At 66.1% G+C, this 22,267-nt stretch carries 19 protein-coding genes; 8 read left to right on the plus strand and 11 right to left on the minus strand.

What is annotated here, in order from left to right; genetic code table 11:
* The first annotated feature begins 89 nt into the window (after positions 1-89).
* Positions 90-665: a TRAP transporter small permease subunit gene (locus BLT26_RS11250; RefSeq protein ID WP_091513864.1), complete on the plus strand. Its 576-nt coding sequence runs from the start codon at positions 90-92 to the stop codon at positions 663-665.
* On the plus strand, positions 662-2,023 hold the full coding sequence (locus BLT26_RS11255) for a TRAP transporter large permease (protein WP_091513868.1): 1,362 nt from the start codon (positions 662-664) through the stop codon (positions 2,021-2,023). The genes BLT26_RS11250 and BLT26_RS11255 overlap by 4 nt, the downstream gene beginning before the upstream one ends.
* Before the next feature lie 32 nt (positions 2,024-2,055).
* On the opposite strand, the gene BLT26_RS11260 is transcribed toward BLT26_RS11255, so the two are convergent.
* The 4 genes from BLT26_RS11260 to BLT26_RS11275 are packed head-to-tail and all read right to left on the minus strand — an operon-like array spanning position 2,056 to position 8,532.
* On the minus strand, positions 2,056-5,178 hold the full coding sequence (locus BLT26_RS11260; protein WP_091513872.1) for an efflux RND transporter permease subunit: 3,123 nt from the start codon (positions 5,176-5,178) through the stop codon (positions 2,056-2,058).
* Positions 5,175-6,758, minus strand: a complete 1,584-nt coding sequence (locus BLT26_RS11265; RefSeq protein ID WP_175453096.1) for an efflux RND transporter periplasmic adaptor subunit — start codon at positions 6,756-6,758, stop codon at positions 5,175-5,177. The genes BLT26_RS11260 and BLT26_RS11265 overlap by 4 nt, the downstream gene beginning before the upstream one ends.
* Positions 6,759-6,810: 52 nt before the next feature.
* On the minus strand, positions 6,811-8,103 hold the full coding sequence (locus tag BLT26_RS11270; RefSeq protein ID WP_091513879.1) for a TolC family protein: 1,293 nt from the start codon (positions 8,101-8,103) through the stop codon (positions 6,811-6,813).
* A 60-nt stretch (positions 8,104-8,163) separates the two neighbouring features.
* On the minus strand, positions 8,164-8,532 hold the full coding sequence (locus BLT26_RS11275; RefSeq protein ID WP_091513883.1) for a hypothetical protein: 369 nt from the start codon (positions 8,530-8,532) through the stop codon (positions 8,164-8,166).
* 186 nt (positions 8,533-8,718) lie between these two features.
* On the opposite strand from BLT26_RS11275, the gene BLT26_RS11280 reads away from it, so the two are divergent.
* Positions 8,719-9,111, plus strand: coding sequence for an acyl-CoA thioesterase (locus BLT26_RS11280; RefSeq protein WP_091513887.1), 393 nt, complete (start codon positions 8,719-8,721; stop codon positions 9,109-9,111).
* Between the two features lie 22 nt (positions 9,112-9,133).
* On the opposite strand, the gene BLT26_RS11285 is transcribed toward BLT26_RS11280, so the two are convergent.
* Positions 9,134-9,730: a hypothetical protein gene (locus BLT26_RS11285; RefSeq protein WP_091513891.1), complete on the minus strand. Its 597-nt coding sequence runs from the start codon at positions 9,728-9,730 to the stop codon at positions 9,134-9,136.
* A gap of 233 nt (positions 9,731-9,963) precedes the next feature.
* Here BLT26_RS11285 and groES point away from each other — a divergent pair, with 233 nt between their 5' ends.
* Both groES and groL read left to right on the plus strand, forming a co-directional pair.
* A complete protein-coding gene (gene groES, locus BLT26_RS11290; RefSeq protein ID WP_091513894.1) occupies positions 9,964-10,278 on the plus strand; it encodes a co-chaperone GroES in 315 nt (104 codons plus the stop codon).
* Positions 10,275-11,903, plus strand: coding sequence for a chaperonin GroEL (groL, locus tag BLT26_RS11295; protein WP_091513897.1), 1,629 nt, complete (start codon positions 10,275-10,277; stop codon positions 11,901-11,903). The genes groES and groL overlap by 4 nt, the downstream gene beginning before the upstream one ends.
* A 44-nt stretch (positions 11,904-11,947) precedes the next feature.
* On the opposite strand, the gene BLT26_RS11300 is transcribed toward groL, so the two are convergent.
* Positions 11,948-13,081, minus strand: a complete 1,134-nt coding sequence (locus tag BLT26_RS11300; RefSeq protein ID WP_091513901.1) for a TRAP transporter substrate-binding protein — start codon at positions 13,079-13,081, stop codon at positions 11,948-11,950.
* Positions 13,082-13,336: 255 nt separating this feature from the next.
* Entirely contained in the window at positions 13,337-15,550 is a 2,214-nt protein-coding gene (gene uvrD / locus BLT26_RS11310) for a DNA helicase II (RefSeq protein ID WP_091513907.1), read from the minus strand.
* A gap of 167 nt (positions 15,551-15,717) precedes the next feature.
* Between uvrD and hexR the strand changes: the two genes are divergently transcribed.
* Positions 15,718-16,572 (plus strand): transcriptional regulator HexR, encoded by an 855-nt coding sequence (gene hexR, locus BLT26_RS11315; RefSeq protein WP_091513909.1) that lies wholly within the window; start codon positions 15,718-15,720, stop codon positions 16,570-16,572.
* A 114-nt stretch (positions 16,573-16,686) separates the two neighbouring features.
* The gene (locus BLT26_RS11320) at positions 16,687-17,946 is read left to right on the plus strand and encodes a multidrug effflux MFS transporter (RefSeq protein ID WP_091513912.1); all 1,260 of its coding nucleotides are present in this window, start codon (positions 16,687-16,689) and stop codon (positions 17,944-17,946) included.
* 11 nt (positions 17,947-17,957) lie between these two features.
* Here the strand turns inward: BLT26_RS11320 and gstA are convergent, their stop codons facing one another.
* From gstA to BLT26_RS11340, 4 genes are all read right to left on the minus strand, one after another.
* Entirely contained in the window at positions 17,958-18,563 is a 606-nt protein-coding gene (gene gstA / locus BLT26_RS11325; protein WP_091513915.1) for a glutathione transferase GstA, read from the minus strand.
* A 72-nt stretch (positions 18,564-18,635) separates the two neighbouring features.
* On the minus strand, positions 18,636-19,607 hold the full coding sequence (locus BLT26_RS11330; RefSeq protein ID WP_091513919.1) for a glutathione S-transferase family protein: 972 nt from the start codon (positions 19,605-19,607) through the stop codon (positions 18,636-18,638).
* A 118-nt stretch (positions 19,608-19,725) separates the two neighbouring features.
* Complete coding sequence (locus BLT26_RS11335) at positions 19,726-20,127, minus strand: DoxX family protein (RefSeq protein ID WP_091513923.1); 402 nt, start codon at positions 20,125-20,127, stop codon at positions 19,726-19,728.
* A gap of 125 nt (positions 20,128-20,252) precedes the next feature.
* Positions 20,253-21,140 (minus strand): LysR family transcriptional regulator, encoded by an 888-nt coding sequence (locus BLT26_RS11340; RefSeq protein ID WP_091513926.1) that lies wholly within the window; start codon positions 21,138-21,140, stop codon positions 20,253-20,255.
* Positions 21,141-21,339: 199 nt separating this feature from the next.
* Between BLT26_RS11340 and BLT26_RS11345 the strand changes: the two genes are divergently transcribed.
* Positions 21,340-22,221: a pirin family protein gene (locus tag BLT26_RS11345; protein ID WP_091513929.1), complete on the plus strand. Its 882-nt coding sequence runs from the start codon at positions 21,340-21,342 to the stop codon at positions 22,219-22,221.
* The last annotated feature ends 46 nt before the right edge of the window (positions 22,222-22,267 follow it).

Consider the following 22,267-nt stretch of genomic DNA (forward strand, 5'->3'; position numbering starts at 1 on the left):
GTTTGCCCTCCGCGGGGACACTGGCGCCCGCATGGCGCCGGGGTTACTCTCTGCACACAGAACAATAAGATGACGAGAGAGGCTTCCCCATGTCCCCCTTACTCGCCTGCGCGCGCGGGCTCGACCGGCTGGCCACAGGCGCGGGCCGGCTGCTGGGCTGGTTCACCCTGGCCATGGTGGTCCTGCAGAGTGCGGTGGTGATACTGCGCTACGGCTTCAGCGGTGGCTCGCTGGCACTGCAGGACGCGGTGGTCTACCTGCACGGAGCCGCTTTCATGCTGGGCCTGGCCTATGCCCTGCAGACCGACGCCCATGTGCGGGTGGATGTCTTCTACCGGCGCATGGGCCCGCGCGGCAAGGCCTGGGTCAACGCCGTCGGCACCCTGGTGTTCCTGCTGCCGCTGTGCGCCTTCATCCTCGCCGGCAGCTGGCATTTCGTGGCCAGCAGCTGGGCGGTGCGCGAGACCGGGGCCAGCGCCGACAGCCTGGGCGGAATATTCCTGCTCAAGAGCCTGATCCCCCTGGCGGCGGTCACCCTGGCGCTGCAGGGCCTGGCCCAGCTGGCCCGGGCTGTGGCAACCCTGGCACAGGTGGAGTCACCGCCCCCAAAGCCGCAAGCGGTGCGCGAATCCTCACCCCGCGTGGCTGAGGAGGTGGGCGCATGATGGAGCTGGTGCCCCTGCTGATGTTCGTCGCGGTGTGCGCGGCATTGATGTTCGGCTACCCGGTGGCCTTCACCCTGGGCGGCACGGCGCTGCTGGCGGCCGGACTTGGAATTGTCACCGGGGTATTCGACCCGGAGTTGCTGCGCGCCTTCCCGGACCGGCTGTTCGGCATCATGCAGAACGGCACCCTGATGGCGGTGCCGCTGTTCGTGCTGATGGGCGTGATGCTGGAACGCGCACGCATCGCCGAGGAACTGCTGGTGAACCTGGCCCGGGTCTTTTCGCGGGTGCCCGCGGGCATGGCGGTGTCGGTGGTGGTGGTGGGCGCGCTGCTGGCCGCGAGTACCGGTATCGTGGGCGCCACGGTGGTGACCATGGGCCTGATGTCGCTGCCCACCATGCTGAACCGCGGCTACTCGCCGCGGCTCGCCACCGGCACCATCTGCGCCACCGGTACGCTGGGGCAGATCATCCCGCCCTCCATCGCCCTGGTATTGCTGGGGGACACCCTGTCCAACGCCTACCAGCAGGCGCAGCTGTCGGCGGGGATCTTCAATCCCAAGCCTGTGAGTGTCGGTGACCTGTTCGTGGGCGCCATAGTGCCCGGCCTGTTGCTGGTGACCGCGTACATCGTCTACCTCTTGTTCGTGGCCCGGCGCGAGCCGGCGGTGGCCCGCACGAACGACGAGCAGGTGGACCTGGTGGAGACACTGAAAAGCCTGGTGCCGCCGATTGCACTGATGGTGCTGGTGCTGGGCTCCATCATCAGCGGCGCCGCGACGCCCACGGAGGCCGCGGCAGTCGGCGCGCTGGGGGCGGGCATCCTGGCCTTCAGCCGGGGTGCGCTGAACCGGGATCGCGCCGGCGAGGTGGGACGCAGTACGCTGCAGGTGACCGCGATGGTATTCGCCATCCTGATCGGCGCCTCGCTGTTTTCGCTGGTCTTCCGCGGCTACGACGGCGAGGAACTGGTGACCGGCTTCTTCAATAGCCTGCCTGGCGGGGTGGTGGGAGCGACCCTGCTGGTGATGGTGGTGATCTTCCTGCTGGGCTTTATTCTCGACTTTATCGAGATCACCTTCGTGGTGGTGCCCATCGTCGGGCCGGTGTTGCTGGCCATGGGCGTGGATCCGGTGTGGCTGGGAATCATGATCGCCATCAACCTGCAGACTTCCTTCCTCACACCACCGTTCGGCTTCGCGCTCTTCTACCTGCGCGGGGTGGCGCCGGAGGAGGTGGCCACCGGGGCCATCTACCGCGGGGTGGTGCCGTTCATCGCTATCCAGCTACTGGTGATGTGCCTGCTGGCCCTCTGGCCGTCCCTGGCCACCTGGCTACCGGCGGCGCTGGCCGGCTGACCGGCGCCCGGAAACGGGCGCGGTTCACGGGCCTAGCGGGCCAGCCCGCGGCCCTTCCACAGCCGGTACACCGCCGGCAGCACCAGCAGCGTGAGCAGCATGGCACTGACCATGCCGCCCACCATGGGGGCGGCGATACGCTGCATCACCTCGGAGCCGACACCGCCGCCCAGCATCACCGGCACCAGGCCGATAAACACCGTGGCGGTGGTCATCAGCACCGGCCGCATACGCTGGCCGGCGCCGCTGCGGATAGCCTGTTCCAGGTCGCCGAGGCGCAGCTGCTCGCCGGCTTCCTGTGCACGCCGGCGGGCCGCCGCCCAGGCCTGGTTCAGGTACACCAGCATGATCACGCCGATCTCCACCGCCACGCCGGCCAGGGCGATAAAGCCGACACCCACCGCCACCGACAGGTTGTAGCCCAGCCAGTGCAGCAGCCACAGGCCGCCGATCAGCGCCAGCGGCAGGGTGCCCATGATCACCAGCACCTCGCTGAAGCGCCGGAAGCTCAGGTACAACAGCAGTACGATGATGGCCAGGGTCAGCGGCAACAACAGTCCGAGCCGCTCGCGCGCCCGCTCCATGTACTCGTACTGGCCCGACCAGGCCAGCGAGTAGCCCGGCGGCAGATCCAGCCGGTCGGCGACCACCTGCTGCGCTTCCTCCACCCAGGAACCCAGGTCGCGCCCGGCGATATCGATGTACACCCAGCCGTTGGGGCGGGCGTTCTCGGTCTTGATCATCGGCGGGCCATCGGCCACCGCCACTTGCGCCACATCGCCCAGGGCCAGGTGGCTGCCATTGGGCGCCACCAGCGGCAGCGCCCGCAGGCGGTCCGGGGAATCGCGCCAGTCCTGCGGATAGCGCAGGTTGACCGGGTAACGTTCCAGCCCCTCGACAGTCTCCGCCACCTTTCGCCCACCCACTGCGGTGTCCACCACCGCCTGCACATCGGCAATGTTGAGCCCGTAGCGGGCCGCGCGGGCGCGGTCAATATCGATATCCAGGTAGCGGCCGCCCTCGACCCGCTCGGCGTAGACCGAGGTGGTGCCCGGCACCTCCATCAGCACCTGCTCCAGGCGCTTGCCGATCGACTCGATGCGCCCCAGGTCGGGCCCGGCCACCTTGACCCCCACCGGAGTCTTGATGCCGGTGGCGAGCATGTCGATGCGCGTCTTGATCGGCATCACCCAGGCGTTGGTGACGCCCGGGATCTGCACTGCCGCATCCAGCTCGGCGCGCAGCTTTTCCGGGGTCATCCCGGGTCGCCACTGCTCGCGGGGCTTGAAGCGGATGATGGTCTCCACCATGGTCAGCGGCGCCGGGTCGGTGGCGGTGTCCGCGCGGCCGATCTTGCCCCACACCTGTGCCACTTCCGGCACCGTCATGATCATCTTGTCGGTCTGCTGCAGCAGCTCGCGCGCCTTGCCGATGGAGATACCCGGGTGGGTGCTGGGCATGTACATCAGGTCGCCCTCGTCCAGCGGCGGCATGAACTCGCTGCCCAGCTTCGCCAGGGGGTAGAGTGCACTGGCCAGCAACAGCAGGGCGGCGGCGATCACCAGGCGCGGGTGGCGCAGCACCAGCTCCAGCGCCGGGCGGTATACCGCGGTGAAACCCCGGTTGACCGGGTTGTCCCCCTCCGGGCGCACGCGGCCGCGGACGAAATAGCCCATCAGTACCGGCACCAGGGTGATGGCCAGTCCCGCCGCCACCGCCATGGCATAGGTCTTGGTGTAGGCCAGCGGCGCGAACAGGCGCCCCTCCTGGCCCTCCAGCGCGAACACCGGCAGGAAGCTGAGGGTGATGATCAGCAGGCTGAAGAACAGCGGCGGACCCACCTCTGTGGCCGCGCGGGCCACCAGCTGCCAGCGGTTGTCATCCGTGAGGCGCTCCCGCTCCATGTGCTTGTGCAGGTTCTCGATCATCACGATGGCGCCGTCCACCATGGCACCGATGGCGATGGCGATGCCGCCCAGGCTCATGATGTTGGCATTGATGCCCTGCAGGCGCATGATCACGAAGGCGCCGAGAATCCCCAGCGGCAGGCTGATGGCGATCACCAGCGACGAGCGCAGGTGGAACAGGAACAGGGCGCATACCAGCGCCACCACGATGAATTCCTCCAGCAGCTTGTGGCCCAGGTTGTCCACGGCACTGTCGATCAGCTCGCTGCGGTCGTAGGTGGGGACTATCTCCACCCCGGCCGGCAGGCTCTGCTGCAGCTCCTCCAGGCGCTGGGTCACCCGCTCGATCACCGCGCGAGCATTCTCGCCGAAGCGCATCACGATGATGCCGCCGACCGCCTCGCCCTCGCCGTCGAGCTCGGAGATGCCGCGGCGCATCTGCGGGCCGAGGCTGATATCCGCCACATCCCCCAGCAGCAGGGGGGTGCCGCGCTCGCCCACGCCCAGGGGCAGCTGGCGCAGGTCCTCCAGGCCGCGGATATAACCGCTGGCGCGCACCATGTACTCGGCCTCGCCCATCTCCACCACCGAGGCGCCGGATTCGCGGTTGCCGCGGGCGATGGCTTGCTCGACGCTGGCCAGGCTCAGGTCGTAGGCGCGCAGGCGCAACGGGTCTACCTGCACCTGGTACTGGCGCACCATGCCGCCCACCGTCGCCACCTCGGCGACGCCGGGCAGGGTCTGGAGTTCATATTTGAGGAACCAGTCCTGCAGGCTGCGCAGCTGGGCCAGGTCATGGCGGCCACTGCGGTCCACCAGGGTGTAGCTGTAGATCCAGCCGACGCCGGTGGCGTCCGGGCCCAGCTCGGGGCTGGCGCCCTCCGGCAGTCGCGGCGCCACCTGGCTCAGGTACTCGAGCACCCGTGAGCGCGCCCAGTAGAGGTCCACATCGTCGTCGAAGATGACGTAGACGTAGGAATCGCCGAAAAAGGAGTAGCCGCGCACTGTCACCGCGTCAGGCACGGACAGCATGGCGGTGGTCAGGGGATAGGTGACCTGGTCCTCCACCACCTGCGGTGCCTGGCCGGGATAGCGGGTCTTGATGATCACCTGCACATCGGACAGGTCCGGCAGCGCGTCGACCGGGGTCTGGCGCAGGCTGTAGAGGCCGCCCACCGCCAGCGCCACTGCCGCCAGCAGCACCAGGACGCGGTTGGCCAGGGACCAGTGGATAATCCGCTCAATCATTGGTGCATGTCCCCGTGGCCGGCGTGGGCGTCGCTATCATGCCCGCCGTTATGTCCGCCGTGACCCTCGTGGCTGCCGCCTGGGGAGGGCGCCTCCTGGCGCGGCGCCGGCAGCTCCAGGCTTTCGCCCTGGTCCTGGCCATGGGCGCGCACCGCGATCACCTCGTACTTTTCATCCTCCCGCTGGCGCAGCTGCACCATTACCTCGCGGTCGCTCTCCATAGCCCGGCGCAGGGCCTCGCCGGCGCTGTCGGCCACGTAGAAGCCCATGACCATCGACGGCCAGTCCCACTCGGCTACCGGCCCGTGCTCGAGCCGCGCGTAGTGGTTGTCGTCGGGCATGCTCAGCACCCGGGCATGGGCCCATGGCGTGAGGGTTTCGGCGGGCTGCTCGATGCGCTCAAGGTCCGCGCTGATACTGGACTCGGAATCGATCAGGAACTGGGCCGAGGTGACCACCTCTTCGCCCGCTTGCAGGCCCTCGAGAATCTCGACCCGGTCACCGAATTCGCGGCCGGCGCGGACCCGCACCGAGCGGAAGTTGCCATCACCCTCGGCCAGTACCACCCGGTCCATTTTGCCGGTGCGGATCAGGGCACTGCGGGGCACCGTGAGCGCCTCCTGGGCCGGGCCATCCAGCTCCAGCTGCACGAACATGCCCGGGCGCAGTACCTGGTCGGGGTTGTCCACCTCCACGCGCACGGTGAGGGTGCGGGTCTGCTCGTCCAGGTTCGGCAGCACCTGCAGGATACGGCCGTCCCAACGGCGGTCGGGCGCTATGTCGGCGCTGATCTCGGCGCTGCCACCCTCGCGGACCTGCTGGCCCTCGCGCGGGAAGATGTCCCCCTCGACCCATACCGTGTCCAGCGGGCCCACGGACACCAGCGCGTTGGCCGGGGTGATGTACATGCCCTCGCGGATACCCAGCTTGTTCACGTAGCCGGAAGCCTCGGCGTAGAGGGTGATGGTCTCGCGCACCTCGCCGGTGGTTTCTACCCGCCTGATCTGGTCATTCGGGATACCCAGGCTCTGCAGGCGTTCGCGGGTGGCGGACACCAGGGTGCGGTTACCGCTTTTCACCGCCGCCGCCAGCTCGCTCTGGGCCTTGACCAGCTCGGGCGAGTAGAGCTCCAGCAGGGACTGGCCCTTGCGCACCCGGTCGCCCACGGCCTTGACCCAGGTTTTCTGCACCCAGCCGCTGAGCCGGCTGTGCTGGTGCTGCACCTGCTGCTCATCGAGGCGCACCAGGCCGACAGCCCGCACCCCCGTAGCAACCTCACCCAGCTCGGCTGCGGCGGTGCGCACACCCAGGTTGTTCTGCACCTGGGAGGAGATGTTCACCGTGCCCGGCTGCTGTTCCTTTTCCTCACCCTCGTAGACGGGAACCAGGTCCATGCCCATGGGGGACTTGCCGGGGCCATCGCGGCGGTAGCTGGAATCCATCGGCGCGACCCAGTAGAGGATCTTGCGTTCGGCGGACGCTCCCGCGCCCGCGTCCGCTCCGCCGCGATCGGCAGAGAGCCACCAGCCCGCGCCCAGTCCGGCCAGGGCCGCAACAGTCGTAAGCAGTATGTTTCTCATCTTCAGTATCCTGTTACCGGCAGCCAGCGGCTGCCCGTTCTCGGTTGGGTGGCTATTTGGCTGCCGGCGCGGCATCGGGCCCGCCGGCCAGGTAGTAGCGCAGCTCTGCCAGCGCGCGGAAATAGCCGTAGTCCAGTTGCGCGGCGCTGATCTGCGCCTCGATGGCATCCAGGCGCGCCGCGATCACCGCCTCCATATCGGCGGTATTGCTGGCGTAGCCCCGCAGCACTGCGTCTGCCGTCTCTTCCGCCTGGTCCAGCAGCGAGCGGTCATACAGCTGGCGGCGTTCGGCGAGGGTCGTTGCCCTGGCGGCGGCGGCGTTCAGGCCCGCGTGGAGGGTCTGCAGCAGCTCCTGGCGCTGGAGGATCCCGGCGCTCTCGCGCGCCCTCGCTGCTGCCAGCCGCTGGTCCTGGCGCTTGCCGGTGAACAGGGGCAGGTCGAAAGTGACCGCCGCACCGGCAAAATCACTGGCGTCCTCGGTGTCGCGCTGGCCGTACTGCACTTCCAGTCCGAAGCGCGGCTTGTAGGCCTCGCGGGCCAGCGCCACACCGCGCTCGCCGGCGGCCACCTGCGCGTCGGCCGCAGTCAGCGCCGGGTGGCCCGCCAGCTGCTGCGGCGGCACCGGCAGGGACTGGGCCTCGAGCCAGGACTCCAGTTCAGGCCAGCGGGGCGGGGTAGTCTCGACAGGCGCCCAGGCGGCATTGCCGAGCCAGCGCGCGAGCCGGCCGCGGGTAGTAATGATCCGGCCCTCTACCGCAGCGATGCGATCGTCAAGGCGGGTCACCGCCAGCTGCGACTGCAGCAGCTGCTGCGACTGGATCCGGGCGCTGGCGAGTCGCGCGCGGTTGTAGGTCACCAGTTCCTCCAGCCAGCGCCGGTTGTCCTGCAGCAGCTCGCGGGTGCGCAGCTGCTCGGCGAGGGTGAGGAACTCGCGGCTGACATCGCGGGCCAGCTGCAGAACGCGGTCGTCGGCGCTGGCAAAGCCGGCGTTCGCCAGCAGGGAACCCCGCTCCCGGGCCAGCCGCGCCGAATCGCCCCGCGGCAGCAGCTGGCGCAGGCCGACCACTTTCTGCGTCATGGGCTGCTCGTCGAAGGCGAAACTGTCCACGGGCACATTGGCCGCACCCAGCTTCAGCACCGGGTCGTCCCACTCACCGGCGGCAATGGCCTCCGCCTGCCGGGCCTCGGCTTCCTGCCGCACACTGGCGGGCCCGGGGTCCTGCTGCAACGCGAGATCCAGCGCCTGCTGGAGGTCAAGTGCGGATCGGGTCTGGTCGGCGAGGGGCGCCTCACTGGCGGCCAGCAGCGCCGCAACCAGGCCCAGTGTCCTGAATAGGGGGTACATGGGTTGAATCCTGTCTGGTAAATGACATACCGGCGCGCACGGGCGCCGCTTCAGCGGGGATCAACCGGAAATGGGGGGCCTGAAGGGGGAGCCCGCAGGCGGACTGGGGGCGAAGGGACCAGGGGTGACCGGGGGGCTGGCCACGCCGGCCAACACCAGCCGCGGCAGGGGGGAAGACTCGAGCGTGGTCGCCGAGCTGCACGCGCCGGCGGCGCAGGTGAGCTGGCAGAGCTCTGCCTGCGGATCGACCGCGGGGTCGCCATCGTCACAGCACGGCATGTCCCCATGGGCGGTGGTTTCGCCACCGGCATGGTGCATCGCCATCGCCGGTTCACTGTCGCTGTCGTCCCCACAGGGATAGGCTGCCGTCAGGGCGAGACCCTGGGCAGACAGGAACAGCAACAGAAACAGGGCAATAAGGGCACGCATGGGGCGATTCTATGGGCTCTCCGGGGTGGCGGCAACTCAGCCGGGCGCAGCTGGCGCCTCTGGCTGCGCCATTATGCCCGTATTATCCCGCGAGATCAGTGGTTATTTAATACCCAATCCGTGGTAGAATGCGCCGCCCGCCTACGTGTGGGAGCGCCAATAACTCTAACAATTCGTGAGTATCCGATGTCCGCACTTGATGAAGAGCCGCAACCCACCGGCACCCTGACCCTGCAGACCCTGGCCATGCCGCGGGACACCAACCCGCAGGGAGACGTTTTTGCCGGCTGGCTGATGTCACAGATGGACCTGGCCGGCGCCATCCTCGCCCAGAGTATCGCCCGCGGCCGCGTGACCACGGTGGCTACCGGCAATATGGTGTTCCTGCGCCCGGTGCCTGTCGGCTCCACCGTCAGCTGTTACGCCGAACCACTGGAAGTGGGTCGCTCCTCTATCCGCTGCATGGTGGAAGTCTGGCTGACGCGGGTGGATTCCGGGGAACAAGTGAAAGTCACCGAGGGCGAGTTCGTGTTCGTGGCGATCGATGACCGCGGTAATACCCGTCCGCTGCCCCTCTGACCTGTTTCCGGCGCGGCCGCCGTCAGTGGCGGCCCTCCGCTTCGGGCAGCACGATTCCCAGCCGGCCCAGTTCCCTGGCCAGCCGCGGGTCGCCGCTGCGCCGCCAGCGCTGATATAGCTCAAGCACATCGTGGGCGTCGTAGGGATGCTCCTTGGCGCAGGCCCGCGCCACCAGTTCCAGCAAGCGGCCGAACATAGCGGCGAGTTCAGAGAACACGTGCCGGTTGTCGCGCGCATTGTCTGCCAGGTAGTCGTAAGCGCCACCGCCCATGCCGATGAAGTAGTCCTGCCGGATGCCGCGCCGGGCGTAGTTATCCGGGAAGAGCCCGCCGAGAAACAGCGCCAGGTCCCCCAGCTGTCGCAGTATCTGGCAGCGCTCCCAGTCACTCGCCGCCTCGTGGGCGTCCTTGTAGAGAAGTGCCAGCGGGCGGATGCCCAGCTGCCCCTGGTCATAGGTGAACAGCTCATCGCTGTCACCGAAACGGGCTAGCATGCTGCCCATATACCAGAGCGTGTCCTCCTGGGGCAGGGGCTCCAGTTCGCGGCCGCACTCTTCCAACCGGTTGCGGAAATAGTCCGCCAGCGTTCTCTCAAAGTCGGGCTGGTTCCGCAGCGACATGGTCCCACCTCCCGTGAATCCTGTTGCCCTACTGAAAACTATAAGCCAGATTTCTGCGCTTTCAATTGTTAAAAACCGTTTTTATATAATAAAAAATTATACAAAATCCGCCGCGCGTCCCTCTTGAAAATGCCCCTCGCGCTCCTATTTTGCCGCTGTCGGGGGATGGTCAGCGTCCCAGGACTTCGAATCTTCAACCATTGAATTGCACATGCTTATTGGGAGGAAATCCGATGAGTATCAAACCGCTCTACGACCGGGTGGTTGTCAAACGCCTCGCCGCGGAAACCACGACCGCCAGCGGCATCATCATTCCAGACAAAGCCGCAGAAAAGCCCACCCAGGGCGAGGTAATTGCCATCGGCAATGGTGCGGCGCTGGATAACGGTGAATTGCGCGCGCTGGCCGTCAAGGTGGGTGACCGGGTGCTATTCGGCCAGTACGCCGGCAGTGAAATCAAACACGACGGCGAGACCTACCTTATCGTCAAGGAGTCCGACATCCTCGCCATCGTTGAACCGACCCAACAGCAGGAGAAAGCCGCATGAGTGCGAAGGCCGTAAAGTTTTCCGATGACGCCCGCGAGCGCATGCTGACCGGCGTAAATATCCTGGCAAACGCCGTCAAGGCCACACTCGGCCCCAAAGGCCGCAACGTGGTACTGAGCAAAAGTTTTGGGGCGCCGCGAGTGACCAAAGACGGCGTTTCCGTGGCGAAGGAGATCGAGCTCAAGGACAAGTTCCAGAACATGGGCGCACAGATGGTCAAGGAAGTTGCGTCCAAGACCGCAGATGTCGCCGGCGACGGCACCACCACCGCCACGGTACTGGCCCACGCGCTGCTGCGAGAGGGACACAAGTCCATCGCCGCGGGTATGAATCCGATGGACCTGAAACGCGGCATCGATACGGCCGTAAAGGCTGCGGTAGAGGAACTCGCCAAACTCTCCAAACCCTGCGACGACACCAGGTCCATCGGCCAGGTGGGCACAGTGTCCGCCAACTGGAACGAGGACATCGGCAGGATTATTGCTGAGGCCATGGAGAAAGTGGGCCGCGACGGCGTAATCACCGTTGAGGAAGGCAAGTCGCTGCACAACGAGCTGGAAGTAGTGGAGGGCATGCAGTTTGATCGCGGCTACCTATCCCCTTACTTCGTGACCAGCCAGGAGAAGATGCAGGCGGAACTCGATAACCCCTTCATCCTGCTCTTCGACAAGAAAATCAGCAATATCCGCGACCTGCTACCGCTACTGGAATCCGTTGCCAAGGCCGGTCGACCACTGGTAGTGATCGCCGAGGATATCGAGGGCGAGGCGCTGGCCACACTGGTAGTCAACAGCCTGCGGGGTATCATCAAGGTGGCAGCGGCCAAGGCGCCCGGCTTTGGCGATCGCCGCAAAGCGATGCTGGAAGACATCGCCACCCTCACCGGCGCCAGGGTGATCTCCGAGGAGGTCGGGCTCACCCTGGAAAAAGCACAGCTGGAACAGCTGGGAAGCGCCAAGCGCATCGTGATCGGCAAGGACAACACCGTGATTGTGGATGGTGCCGGGGACAAAGCGGCCATCGATGGCCGGGTAAAACAGATCCGTGCTGAGATCGAGGCTTCCACTTCCGATTACGACCGGGAAAAGCTGCAGGAGCGCGTAGCAAAGCTGGCCGGCGGCGTTGCCGTGATCAAGGTCGGTGCCGCTACCGAAGTGGAAATGAAAGAGAAGAAGGACCTGGTGGACGACGCCTTCCATGCAACCCGCGCGGCGGTGGAAGAGGGCATTGTACCCGGTGGTGGCCTGGCGCTGGTGCGCGTTGCCGACAGCCTGCGTAAAAGCGGGATCAAAGGCGCCAACGACGACCAGCAGGTGGGGATCAATATCGCGCTGCGGGCGATGGAAGAACCTTTCCGTCAGATCGTTGCCAACGCCGGCGTGGACGGCAGCGTGGTGCTGAACAATGTGCGGGCGCACGATAACCCCAATTACGGCTACAACGCCCAGACCGCAGACTACGGCGATATGCTGGAATTCGGCATCATCGACCCGGCCAAGGTCACCCGCTCAGCGCTGCAGAACGCGGGCTCCATCGCCGGCCTGATGTTGACTACCGAGGTAATGGTGGCCGATAAAGCAGAAGGCATAAAGCCTGAAACATCTGCAGGTGCTTACGATTACTGATTCATTACGGTAATCAAAAAACGGGGCCACAGGGCCCCGTTTTTTTAATCCGCGCTAATTGCTCTGGTCTGGTAATAAGCCTCTTCGCTGATGCGATGATAGGGAATCACATCGTCCCTGAATTCCTTGAAGGCCTCGTAGACCCGCGCGAACTGGGGGTCTTCGGCTGCGGTCTCTTCCAGGATTTCCCGGTTCACTGCCTTCAGGTGTGCCAGTACCTCGTCCGGCAGGCGCCGCAGCTGCACGCCATGCTGCTCGACCAGCTCCTGCAGGGCGCGATTGTTGCGCGCGGTGTACTCGTCGAGCATATCCTGGTTGGCGTCGCGGGCGGCCACGCGCACTATGGCCTGCAGGTCCTTCGGCAGCTTCTCGAAGGCGGTCTTGTTGAAGATAAACTCGAGGATAGAGCCCGGTTCGTGCCAACCCGGGTAGTAATAGTATTTGGCGATCTGGTGGAAGCCGAAGGCCAGGTCGTTGTAGGGACCCACCCACTCGGTGGCATCGATCACCCCGGTCTGCAATGCGGTGTACAGCTCGCCGCCGGGAATGGTCACGGCGGTGCCGCCGGCCCGGTTCAGCACCTCACCGCCCAGGCCGGGAATGCGCATCTTGAGGCCCTGCAGGTCCTCCACCGTGTTGATCTCTTTGTTGAACCAGCCGGCCATCTGCACGCCGGTGGAGCCGCCGGCCATGGGGATCAGGTTGAAGGGCGCATAGAGCTCTTCCCACAGCTCGCGGCCGCCGCCGTAATGCAGCCAGCCGTTCATCTCCTGGGCGTTTAACCCGAAGGGCACGGCGGTAAAGAACTGTGCCGCCGGCACCTTGCCTTTCCAGTAGTAGGCCGCACCGTGGCCTACCTGCGCCGCGCCCTCGGATACCGCGCCGAACACGCCCATGGCCGGCACCAGCTCCCCGGCGCCGTACACCTTGATCTTCAGGCGGCCGTCGGACATGGCCTCGACAGTGCGGGCAAAGCGCTCCGGTGCACTGCCGAGGCCCGGGAAGTTCTTGGGCCAGGTGGTGACCAGCTTCCACTCGAACGTCTCGCGGCTGCCGTCCTCGGTGAACTGCCGGGCGGGCCCTTGCTCGGAGCGGGATACCACCAGCGCACCGAAGGTAATGACCAGCAGCGCCAGCAGGCCGAGGATGACGGGGGGGTACCAGTTGATTTTTTTCATGCTTTTTATTTTTGCGTTTTTGTCTTCGCCAGAGGAGATAGTGGCAAAGTTGTGCGCCGGCGTCACCTCACGCTCGAACCCAGCCGAAATCCATCTGTTGCGCACGGGTTACGCACGCGACGCCGGGCCCGCTGGCCCTGCGAACGCTGAGGGGGATCTGGATCCCGGCCTGCGCCGGGATGACGACAGTCAAACGATTGTTGCGTGACACCTGTAGGAGCGGCCCAAGGCCGCGATGCGCCACCCGGTTTTTTATCAGAGAGGCTGCAGCTTCGCCATCGCCACCACCAGCCACTTGCTGCCGGCGTCGTCGAAGTTGACCTGTACCCTGGCCCGCGGGCCGCTGCCCTCGAACTGCACCACCGTGCCCTCGCCGAACTTGCGGTGCTCCACCCGGCCACCCAGCGCCAGCGGCGGCAGGTCGTCGTCAAAATCCGGTGCCGGGTCGGAGAAGCGACCCACTTTCCCGTAGTCCGGGTTGAACATCGGCCGCGATATCTCGGTCTTGAGGCGTACCTCGTGCACCAGTTCCGGCGGTATCTCGCCGATAAAGCGCGACGGGCTGTTGAAGGTCTCGCTGCCGAACAGGCGCCGGTTCTCGGCATAGGTGATGTACAGCTTCTGCATGGCGCGGGTGATGCCCACGTAGCAGAGGCGCCGCTCCTCCTCCATGCGCCCCGGCTCCTGTGCCGACATCTTGTGCGGGAACAGGTTTTCCTCCACCCCGGCCATGAACACCAGCGGGAACTCCAGGCCTTTGGCCGAATGCAACGTCATCAGCTGCACCGCCTCCTCGAACTCGTCCGCCTGGCCCTCGCCGGCATCCAGCGCGGCGCTGTCGAGGAACTGGTCGAGCAGGGAGGGTTCTTCCACCTCGGCCCCGGACTCGTCCGGCGGCACCTCGATGCCGTCGAAGGCGCGGCAGGCACTGACCAGTTCCTTGAGGTTTTCCACCCGCGCCTGGCCTTTCTCCCCCTTTTCCTTGCGGTGGAATTCCAGCAGGCCGCTGGTCTCGATCACGTCCTCGGCGATGGCATCCAGCTCTTTATCTTCCGCATTGGCAGCCAGCTGGTTGACCAGGTCGAGGAAGCCCTGCAGGGCATTGGACGCGCGGGCGGCCAGTACCCGCTGGGCCACCATCTGCTGCGCCGCCGCCCACAGGGAGCAGCCGTGCTCGCGGGCAAAGCCGCGCACCGCGTCGACACTGCGGGCGCCGATGCCGCGGGTGGGGGTATTCACCACCCGCTCGAAGGCGGTGTCATCGTGGGGGTTGCTGATCATGCGCATGTAGGAGAGCGCGTTCTTGATCTCCAGGCGTTCGTAGAAGCGCTGGCCACCGTAGATGCGGTAGGGCACCGCCTCGCGCAGCAGCGCCTCTTCCAGCACCCGCGACTGGGCATTGGAGCGGTAGAGGATCGCCACCGAGTCGCGCGGGTTGCCGTCGCGCACCCACTGCTCGATGCGCTCGACGATAAAGCGCGCCTCGTCCTGTTCGTTGTAGGCGGCATAGAGGGAGATGGGCTCGCCATCGTCGCCCTTTGTCCACAGCTCCTTGCCCAGGCGCCCGGCGTTGTGCTCGATCACCGCATTGGCGGCCTTGAGGATGGTGCCGGTGGAGCGGTAGTTCTGCTCCAGGCGTACCGTCTGCACCTCGCGCATATCCTGGGCGAAGTGCTGGATATTCTCGATCTTGGCGCCGCGCCAGCCGTAGATGGACTGGTCGTCATCCCCCACCGCGGTAATGTGGCACTGGTCGCCGGCCAGCAGGCGCAGCCAGGCGTACTGGATGGTATTGGTATCCTGGAACTCGTCCACCAGGATATGGGGGAAACGCTGGCGGTAGTGGTCCAGCACACCCTCGTTGTTCAGCCACAGCTCGTGGGCGCGCAGCAGCAGCTCGCCGAAGTCCACCAGGCCACCGCGCTGGCAGGCCTCCTCGTAGGCGAAGTAGATGCGCACCATGGTCTGCAGCCAGGGGTCGGCGCCGGCCTGGATGTACTGCGGGCGCAACCCTTCATCTTTCTGGCCGCCTATCCACCACTGGGTCTCCCGCGGCGGCCACTTGGCCTCGTCCAGTCCCAGGTCGTTCTGCACCCGCTTGATCAGGCGCAGCTGGTCGTCAGAGTCCAGGATCTGGAAGTTCTGCGGCAGGTTGGCCTCTTTGTAGTGGGCCTTCAGCAGCCGGTGGGCCAGGCCGTGGAAGGTGCCCACCCACATGCCGAAGGTGTTGACCCCCAGCAGCTCCTCGATGCGCGCGCGCATCTCGCGGGCGGCCTTGTTGGTGAAGGTCACCGCCAGGATGGAGTAGGGCGAGGCGCCCTCCACCTGCATCAGCCAGGCGATACGGTGCACCAGCACGCGGGTCTTGCCGGAACCGGCGCCGGCCAGCACCAGCTGGTTGCCGGGCGGGGCCGCCACAGCCTCGCGCTGGGCGTCGTTGAGGGGGTCGAGAATCTGAGATACGTCCATGGGGCGGCATTGTACCAGAGCCGGCAGTGGATACCTGTTTAAATGAACAGGTTTCCGCCCGATCGGGCGACCGGCGGGTCCAGCGAGGGGGCGGGCGGCGGCCGCACCGCTCGCCAGCGGGGGTGGCAGCCGCTAAACTGCCTGTCTGTAGCAGAGAAGGTAGTCCCGTGAAACCGGCGGAAGTCACGCAGAAAATCAGCGAACAGCTGTCGTCCATGCGCAAGTCAGAGCGCAAGGTGGCCGAGTATATCCTCGCCAACCCGGACGAAATCATCCATATGCGCATCGTGGACCTGGCCACCGAGGCCCAGGTGAGCGAACCGACGGTGGTGCGCTTCTGCCGCGCGGTGGGCTGCTCGGGCTTCCAGGAGTTCAAGCTGAACCTGGCCCAGCAGCTGGCCTCTAGCCCCAGTTTCGGCCAGATCGCGGTCACCGATACCGACACCATCGCCGAGTACAAGCGCAAGGTGTTCGACTCCACCGTCGACACCCTGCTGAACGTGCGCGACAAGATCGATGCCCGTGCGCTGGAGGCGGCGGTGAGCGCCATCGCCGCGGCCAAGCGGGTGGAATTCTTCGGCTTCGGCGCCTCCGGTGCGGTGGCCACCGACGCCCAGCACAAGTTCTTCCGCCTGCAGCTGGCCACAGCGGCCCACTCCGACCACCACATGCAGAACATGTCTGCCATGTCGATGGAGCCGGGCGACGTGGTGGTGGCCATCTCCCAGAGCGGCCGCACCAAGGCGCTGCTGCACTCCATGGAGATGGTCAAAGAGCAGGGCGGCACCGTGATCGGCCTGGCGCCCAGCGGCTCACCGGTGGCGCAGCGCTCCACCATCCCGCTGGAGGTAGACGTGGAGGAGGACATCGAGATCTACACGCCGCTGTCGTCGCGCATCGCCCACCTGGTGGTGATCGATGTACTCGCCATCGGCGTGGCCCAGCGCAAGGGCCCGCAGCTGCAGGAGCACCTGCTGAAGCTCAAGAAGGGCCTCTACACCCTGCGCGAAGAGAAGGACTGAGTCCTCGGCCTGATTTTCCACGGCGGGCCTGGCGGCGACCGGTTCCCGCCGTTACCATGCCCGCCCCGCTGCGGGCCCGGCCCGCATTCCCTGACACCAAATACCGAGCACCCTATGAGTCCGACCCCCGCGCGGGAATCGGGCGCCGCCCTGCGTTCACTGGCCCTGTGGCTGGCGGCACTGGTGGCGCTGACGCCCTTTTCCCTGGATACCTACCTGCCGGCAATACCGGCCATGGCGACCGCACTGGGCAGCGAGGTGGCACGGGTGCAGCACTCGGTATCGAGCTTCCTGCTCGGTTTCGCCATGGGCCAGCTGGCGGGCGGCCCCCTCTCCGACCGCTGGGGACGACGCACCGTGGGCACCATCGGGCTGGCGATCTACCTGGCCAGCACACTGCTGATCCTGTTTGTCACCGACACCGCCCAGCTGATCGCGCTGCGCCTGCTGCAGGCCTTCGGCGGCGGCTTCGCTACGGTGATCTGTGCGGCGATAGTGCGCGACCTCTACAGCGGCCGGGCGGCAGCCAGGGTGATCTCCACCATCAGCACCATGATGCTGGTGGCCCCGCTGGTGGCGCCGGTGATCGGTTCGGTGTTGCTGGCTGCGGGTGGCTGGCAGAGTATCTTTGTGTTCCTGCTGGGCTACGGCGCCGCCATGTTGATGCTGGTGAGGCGGCTGCTGCCGGAGACGGTGTCGCGCTTCACCCGCGCCCGGCGCAGCCTGGAACCCCGGCGCCGGCTGCTGGCCAACTACCTGCAGGTACTGGGCAATCGCCGCGCGCTGGGTTTCCTCGGCGCCCAGGCGTTTGTCAGCGGCTCCATGTTCATCTACATCACCACCGCACCCTTCGTGTTCATGGAGTATTTCGGCGTACCGGCCGGCCGCTTCCCGCTGTTGTTCGGCAGTTCCGTGGTGGGGCTGATCTGTATGGTGCAGGTGAATATCCGCCTGCTGAACTTCTTCGAGCCGCGGCGGATACTGCTGGCGGGAATCTCGCTACAGCTGCTGGCCTGTGGCCTGCTGTTGCTGGGAACACTCACCGGGGGGCGGGAGCTCTCCGTGTGGCTGGTACCGCTGGTGCTGGCGATGTCTTCCATCGGCATTACCGCACCCAATGCCGCGGCCTGCTACCTGGAGTTCTTCCCGCGCATCAGCGGCAGCGCCAACGCCTTCTATGGTGCCAGCCTGTTTGTCGGCGGCGGGGTCCTGGGTGGCATCGTCAACGGCATGCACACCGGCACGCTGGTGCCAATCGCCGGCACCATGTTCGGCTGCGCGGTGGCGGCGCTGCTGATGGCACTGCTGGTCGCCCGCGCGCGTACGCCGATCGAGGTGCAGCCGGCCGTCGCGGGTCGCTTCGCCGCCGGCTGAATGGCGGGGGGTCAGTCGCCCAGCAGGCCCTCCTCACGCAGCGCCTTGCGCGCGCCGGGACGCTGGCGGACCCGCTCCTGGAACTCCTGCAGGCGCGGCCAGGATGAGGTGTCCATGTCCTGGCGGTCGAGCCAGTTGGCGATGGTGAACAGGTAGGCGTCGGCCACGGTGAAATCGTCGCCGAGCAGGTAGTCGTGCTGCAGCCGCTCCTCGACATAGTCGAAGCGCTCGCGGATTTTATTGCGCGCGTGGTCCTTCTCCGTCTCGGTGCCGCCCCAGAACAGTGGCACGAAGGACTTGTGCAGTTCTGCGGCAATGAAGTTGAGCCACTCCTGCAGCCGGTAGCGCTCGCGGCTGCCAGCGGGCGGCGCCAGGCCGCTATCGGGTTTCAGGTCGGCCAGGAACTGCACGATCGCCGGACCCTCGGTCAGCACCTCGCCGTCGTCGATGCGCAGCGCCGGCACAAAGCCCTTGGGGTTGATCTCCAGGAAATCGGCCCCGTCCTCGGTTTTCTTCTCGCGCAGGTCCACCTTGCAGAGCTCCAGGTCGATGCCCGCCTCGCAGGCGACGATGTGTGGCGAGAGCGAGCAGGCGCCGGGCGCATAATAGAGCTTCATGGTCTCTCCGGTCTGGTTTGCGGCAGTTGCCCGAATTATAGGAACTGGTACCGCCGCCCGCGCGCTGCCGGCTCAGCCCCGGTGGTGGGGCGCGGAATAATCCAGTTCCGGGCCCTTCGGCACTATGCCGGTGGGGTTGATGGTGCCGTGGCTGGCGTAGTAGTGGGTCTTGATATGGTGGAAGTCCACCGTGTCCGCCACCCCGGGCCACTGGTACAGCTCGCGCAGGTAGCCCCACAGGTTGTGGTAATCGGCCAGGCGCTGCTTGTTGCACTTGAAGTGCCCGTGGTAGACCGGGTCGAACCGCACCAGGGTGGTGAACAGGCGCCAGTCCGCCTCCGTCACCCGCTCGCCACACAGGTAGCGGTTGTCGGCCAGCCGCTGCTCCAGCTGGTCCAGGGTGCTGAACAGCCTGTCGTAGGCCTGCTCATAGGCCTCCTGGGTGGTGGCGAAGCCGGCCCGGTAGACACCGTTGTTCACGGTTTCGTAGACGATGTCGTTGGTGGCATCGATATCGCCGCGCAGGTCCTCGGGGTAGAAGTCCTGCCGGTTGCCGGTGAGGCCGTCGAAAGCGCGGTTGAACATGCGGATGATCTCGGCGGACTCGTTGCTGACGATGCACTCCCGCTCCTTGTCCCACAGCAGCGGCACCGTAACCCGCCCGCTGTAGTCACTGCGGTGGCGGGTGTAGAGCTGGTGCAGGTAATCGGCGCCATAGAGCGGGTCGCCGGTACTGCCCTCGTCCTCGTTGAAGGTCCAGCCGTTCTCGAGCATGTAAGGACTCACTACGGATACCCCGATCAGGTCCTCGAGCCCCTTCAGCTTGCGGAAAATCAGCGTCCGGTGCGCCCACGGGCAGGCGAGGGAGACATACAGGTGGTAGCGGTCCGGCTCGGCGCGGAAGCCGCCCTCGCCGCTGGGACCGGGGCTGCCGTCGGCGGTGATCCAGTTGCGCAGCTGTGCCTGCTCGCGCACGAATTCGCCCTCGGTCTTGTCCGTATCGTACCAGCGGTCCTGCCACTTCCCCTTGACCAGCAATCCCATGGTGACCTCCTGCAGTCGGTATCCGGTGTCTGTCTGTGAATAATGATGGTGAAAGTACCCCGGCCGGCTTCACCCGGAGGCCGGCGGGGAGGTGATGCGAAGATGCGACCGGGAGGGTTCAGCCGCTGGTGCGGCTGAACATATGGTCCACACTGAAGCGTCCGGCCCCGGTGCAGGACAGGATGAGGAAGCCGCCGGCAATGGTGATGTTCTTCATAAAGGAGATCATCTGCGCCTGGTCCCCGGGCACGTAGTGGAACAGCAGCGCGCTGGCCACCGAGAACAGCGCCAGGCCCAGGGCCGCCCAGCGGGTGAGGAAGCCGAAAAGTACCGCCAGGCCACCGCCCAGTTCCGCAACAATCACCAGCGGCAGCAACCAGCCCGCCACGCCGGCGGATTCCATATAGGCCTGGGTGCCCTCATAGCCACCGATCTTGCTCCAGCCGGCGGCGATGAACATCCACGACATCAGCACCCGGCCGAGCAGCTTGGTGCTGTCACACAGGATGGAGTTGGTCATCGGTTTCTCCTCGCTTGCTTTCCTGCCCGCAGCTGCGGGTTGCATATTTGTGCATTCAGTCTAGTTGCACAAATCGCAAAGAAAACCGCAAAAAATCGCGTGGACCTTTCGGTATTTCCAACAAATCAGTCGAGCGGCGCCAGTCCGGTGCGCAGGGCGTCGATCAGGAAGCTGGCGGCGGGGCCGGTCTTGTCGCTGTCGGCATAAACCAGGTAGACAGTCACTTCCCGCGCCCAGGGCTCCTCCATGATCAGCGGCAGCAGGCGATCGGCCAGCAGCGATTCCCGCAGCCGGGTCTCGGGCAGCCAGGCAAACCCCAGGCCGCGCTCGATCAGCTCGATCGAGGTCTGCACGTTGCTCACGGTGATGCGCTGGTCCGACCCCAGCCAACCGGAGTCCTGGCGATTGCGGATGGCGCTGTCACGCAACACTATCTGGCGACAGGCCTTCAGGTCCTTGCGCGCCACCGGCCGGCCCAGGTGATGCAGGGCATGGTCCGGGTGCGCCACCGGGATAAACCGCACCCGTGCCACCGGCTCGCCCACGAAACCCTGGGGAACACGGGCGCTGAGGATGAAGTCCGCCTGCTGCTGCAGCAACAGCTCCTCGGCACCCGACAGTACCGTCTCGCGCAGCTCGAGGCGGGTGTGGGGGAAACGCCCGGCAAACTGCTCGATGGCATTGAACAGGCTGTCGTAATCAAAAATGACGTCCACCGCCAGGGTCAGCAGCGCCTCCTCGCCACCGGCCAGGCTGCTGGCTACCGCCTCGAGGGCCTCGGCCTCATTGAGCAGGCCGCCGGCGCGGGACAGGAGAATCCTGCCGGCGTCGGTGAGTTCCGCCTTGCGCCCGCGCACTTCCAACAGGTCCACACCCAGGCTCTCCTGCAGCTTGTGCACTGCATGGTTGATGGAGGACTGGCTCTTGTGCACCGCCTGCGCCGCCTGGGAAAAGCCGCCGTGCTCTACCACGGCCTGAAACATGCGCCACTGCTCCAGGGTTACCTTGGCCATCAGCTGTCACCTCGGGGTTCTGCCATCGGGGATCTCATCTCGCGGAGAGGCCGGTTTCGCCGAGCAATGCAGAAACCGGGGCCGGGAGAACAATCGAATAATTCGAACACAGCCGGCAATTATTTGCCATTTTTTACCGAATTCATCGGCTTATACTGCGACCTATATCACCAGAAACCTTTCTCTGCAGGAGGCTTCCATGGCCACTTTCGAACTTGGCCCCGGCGCGCGACCGCTGGTGCGCACCGTGCCCAGCCAGGCGTCTGCCGACGGCGCCGGCGTGAAAATCCAGCGGGTGGCGGGATTCCAGAGCCCGGATTTCAGTCCTTTCCTGATGCTCGACGAGATTCGCTCCGACAATGCGGACGATTACATCGCCGGGTTCCCGCCGCACCCGCATCGCGGTATCGAGACCCTGACCTACATGCTGAGCGGCGAGTTCGAGCATCGCGACCACCTGGGCAACCGGGGCGCAGTCTCGTCCGGCGGCGCCCAGTGGATGCGGGCCGGGCGCGGCATCATCCACTCGGAGATGCCGGCGCAGCCGGAAGATGGCAGTGGAGCGGCGATGCACGGTTTCCAGCTGTGGATCAACATGGCCGCCGCCGACAAGATGGCGGCACCCACCTGGCGGGATATCCAGGCCGGCGAGGTACCGGAGCACGCGCTGGACGACCGCGGCTCGCTGATCCGGCTGGTAACCGGGCACTGGCAGCTTGGCGAGTCGACGGAAAGCGGGCCGCTCACCGAGGCCGCCGCCGAGGCGGCCGTGGCGGATATCCGTCTGGCGGCCGACGCCGAGGCCAGGCTGCCTGTCCCGGCGGCACACAGTGTGCTGGTTTTCGTGTACCGGGGGGCACTGCTAACCGAGCGCGGGCAGACAGGGCGGGGCAATCTGCTGTTGTATGGCGCTGGCGAGTCGCTACAATTGCGCGCCGGGGAGCAGGGCGCCGGCGTCCTGTGCCTCCACGGTCGCCCGCTCAACGAGCCGGTGGTCCATTACGGTCCCTTCGTGATGAACAGCCACGCGGAGATCGAGCAGGCGCTGCGGGACTACAATAACGGCACCCTGGCCGGCTGACATCGGTCCCGCGGCATTGTATTCCGGCCGGGCGGGATCCCGGCCG

It is taken from the genome of Microbulbifer yueqingensis (genome assembly GCF_900100355.1).
Taxonomy (GTDB): Bacteria; Pseudomonadota; Gammaproteobacteria; order Pseudomonadales; family Cellvibrionaceae; genus Microbulbifer; species Microbulbifer yueqingensis.

Coding starts and splice junctions, on each gene's coding strand:
- BLT26_RS11250 (WP_091513864.1), top strand. CDS start 90: ATGTCCCCCTTACTCGCCTGCGCGCGCGGGCTCGACCGGCTGGCCACA.
- BLT26_RS11255 (WP_091513868.1), top strand. CDS start 662: ATGATGGAGCTGGTGCCCCTGCTGATGTTCGTCGCGGTGTGCGCGGCA.
- BLT26_RS11260 (WP_091513872.1), bottom strand. CDS start 5,178: ATGATTGAGCGGATTATCCACTGGTCCCTGGCCAACCGCGTCCTGGTG.
- BLT26_RS11265 (WP_175453096.1), bottom strand. CDS start 6,758: ATGAGAAACATACTGCTTACGACTGTTGCGGCCCTGGCCGGACTGGGC.
- BLT26_RS11270 (WP_091513879.1), bottom strand. CDS start 8,103: ATGTACCCCCTATTCAGGACACTGGGCCTGGTTGCGGCGCTGCTGGCC.
- BLT26_RS11275 (WP_091513883.1), bottom strand. CDS start 8,532: ATGCGTGCCCTTATTGCCCTGTTTCTGTTGCTGTTCCTGTCTGCCCAG.
- BLT26_RS11280 (WP_091513887.1), top strand. CDS start 8,719: ATGTCCGCACTTGATGAAGAGCCGCAACCCACCGGCACCCTGACCCTG.
- BLT26_RS11285 (WP_091513891.1), bottom strand. CDS start 9,730: ATGTCGCTGCGGAACCAGCCCGACTTTGAGAGAACGCTGGCGGACTAT.
- groES (WP_091513894.1), top strand. CDS start 9,964: ATGAGTATCAAACCGCTCTACGACCGGGTGGTTGTCAAACGCCTCGCC.
- groL (WP_091513897.1), top strand. CDS start 10,275: ATGAGTGCGAAGGCCGTAAAGTTTTCCGATGACGCCCGCGAGCGCATG.
- BLT26_RS11300 (WP_091513901.1), bottom strand. CDS start 13,081: ATGAAAAAAATCAACTGGTACCCCCCCGTCATCCTCGGCCTGCTGGCG.
- uvrD (WP_091513907.1), bottom strand. CDS start 15,550: ATGGACGTATCTCAGATTCTCGACCCCCTCAACGACGCCCAGCGCGAG.
- BLT26_RS11320 (WP_091513912.1), top strand. CDS start 16,687: ATGAGTCCGACCCCCGCGCGGGAATCGGGCGCCGCCCTGCGTTCACTG.
- gstA (WP_091513915.1), bottom strand. CDS start 18,563: ATGAAGCTCTATTATGCGCCCGGCGCCTGCTCGCTCTCGCCACACATC.
- BLT26_RS11330 (WP_091513919.1), bottom strand. CDS start 19,607: ATGGGATTGCTGGTCAAGGGGAAGTGGCAGGACCGCTGGTACGATACG.
- BLT26_RS11335 (WP_091513923.1), bottom strand. CDS start 20,127: ATGACCAACTCCATCCTGTGTGACAGCACCAAGCTGCTCGGCCGGGTG.
- BLT26_RS11340 (WP_091513926.1), bottom strand. CDS start 21,140: ATGGCCAAGGTAACCCTGGAGCAGTGGCGCATGTTTCAGGCCGTGGTA.
- BLT26_RS11345 (WP_091513929.1), top strand. CDS start 21,340: ATGGCCACTTTCGAACTTGGCCCCGGCGCGCGACCGCTGGTGCGCACC.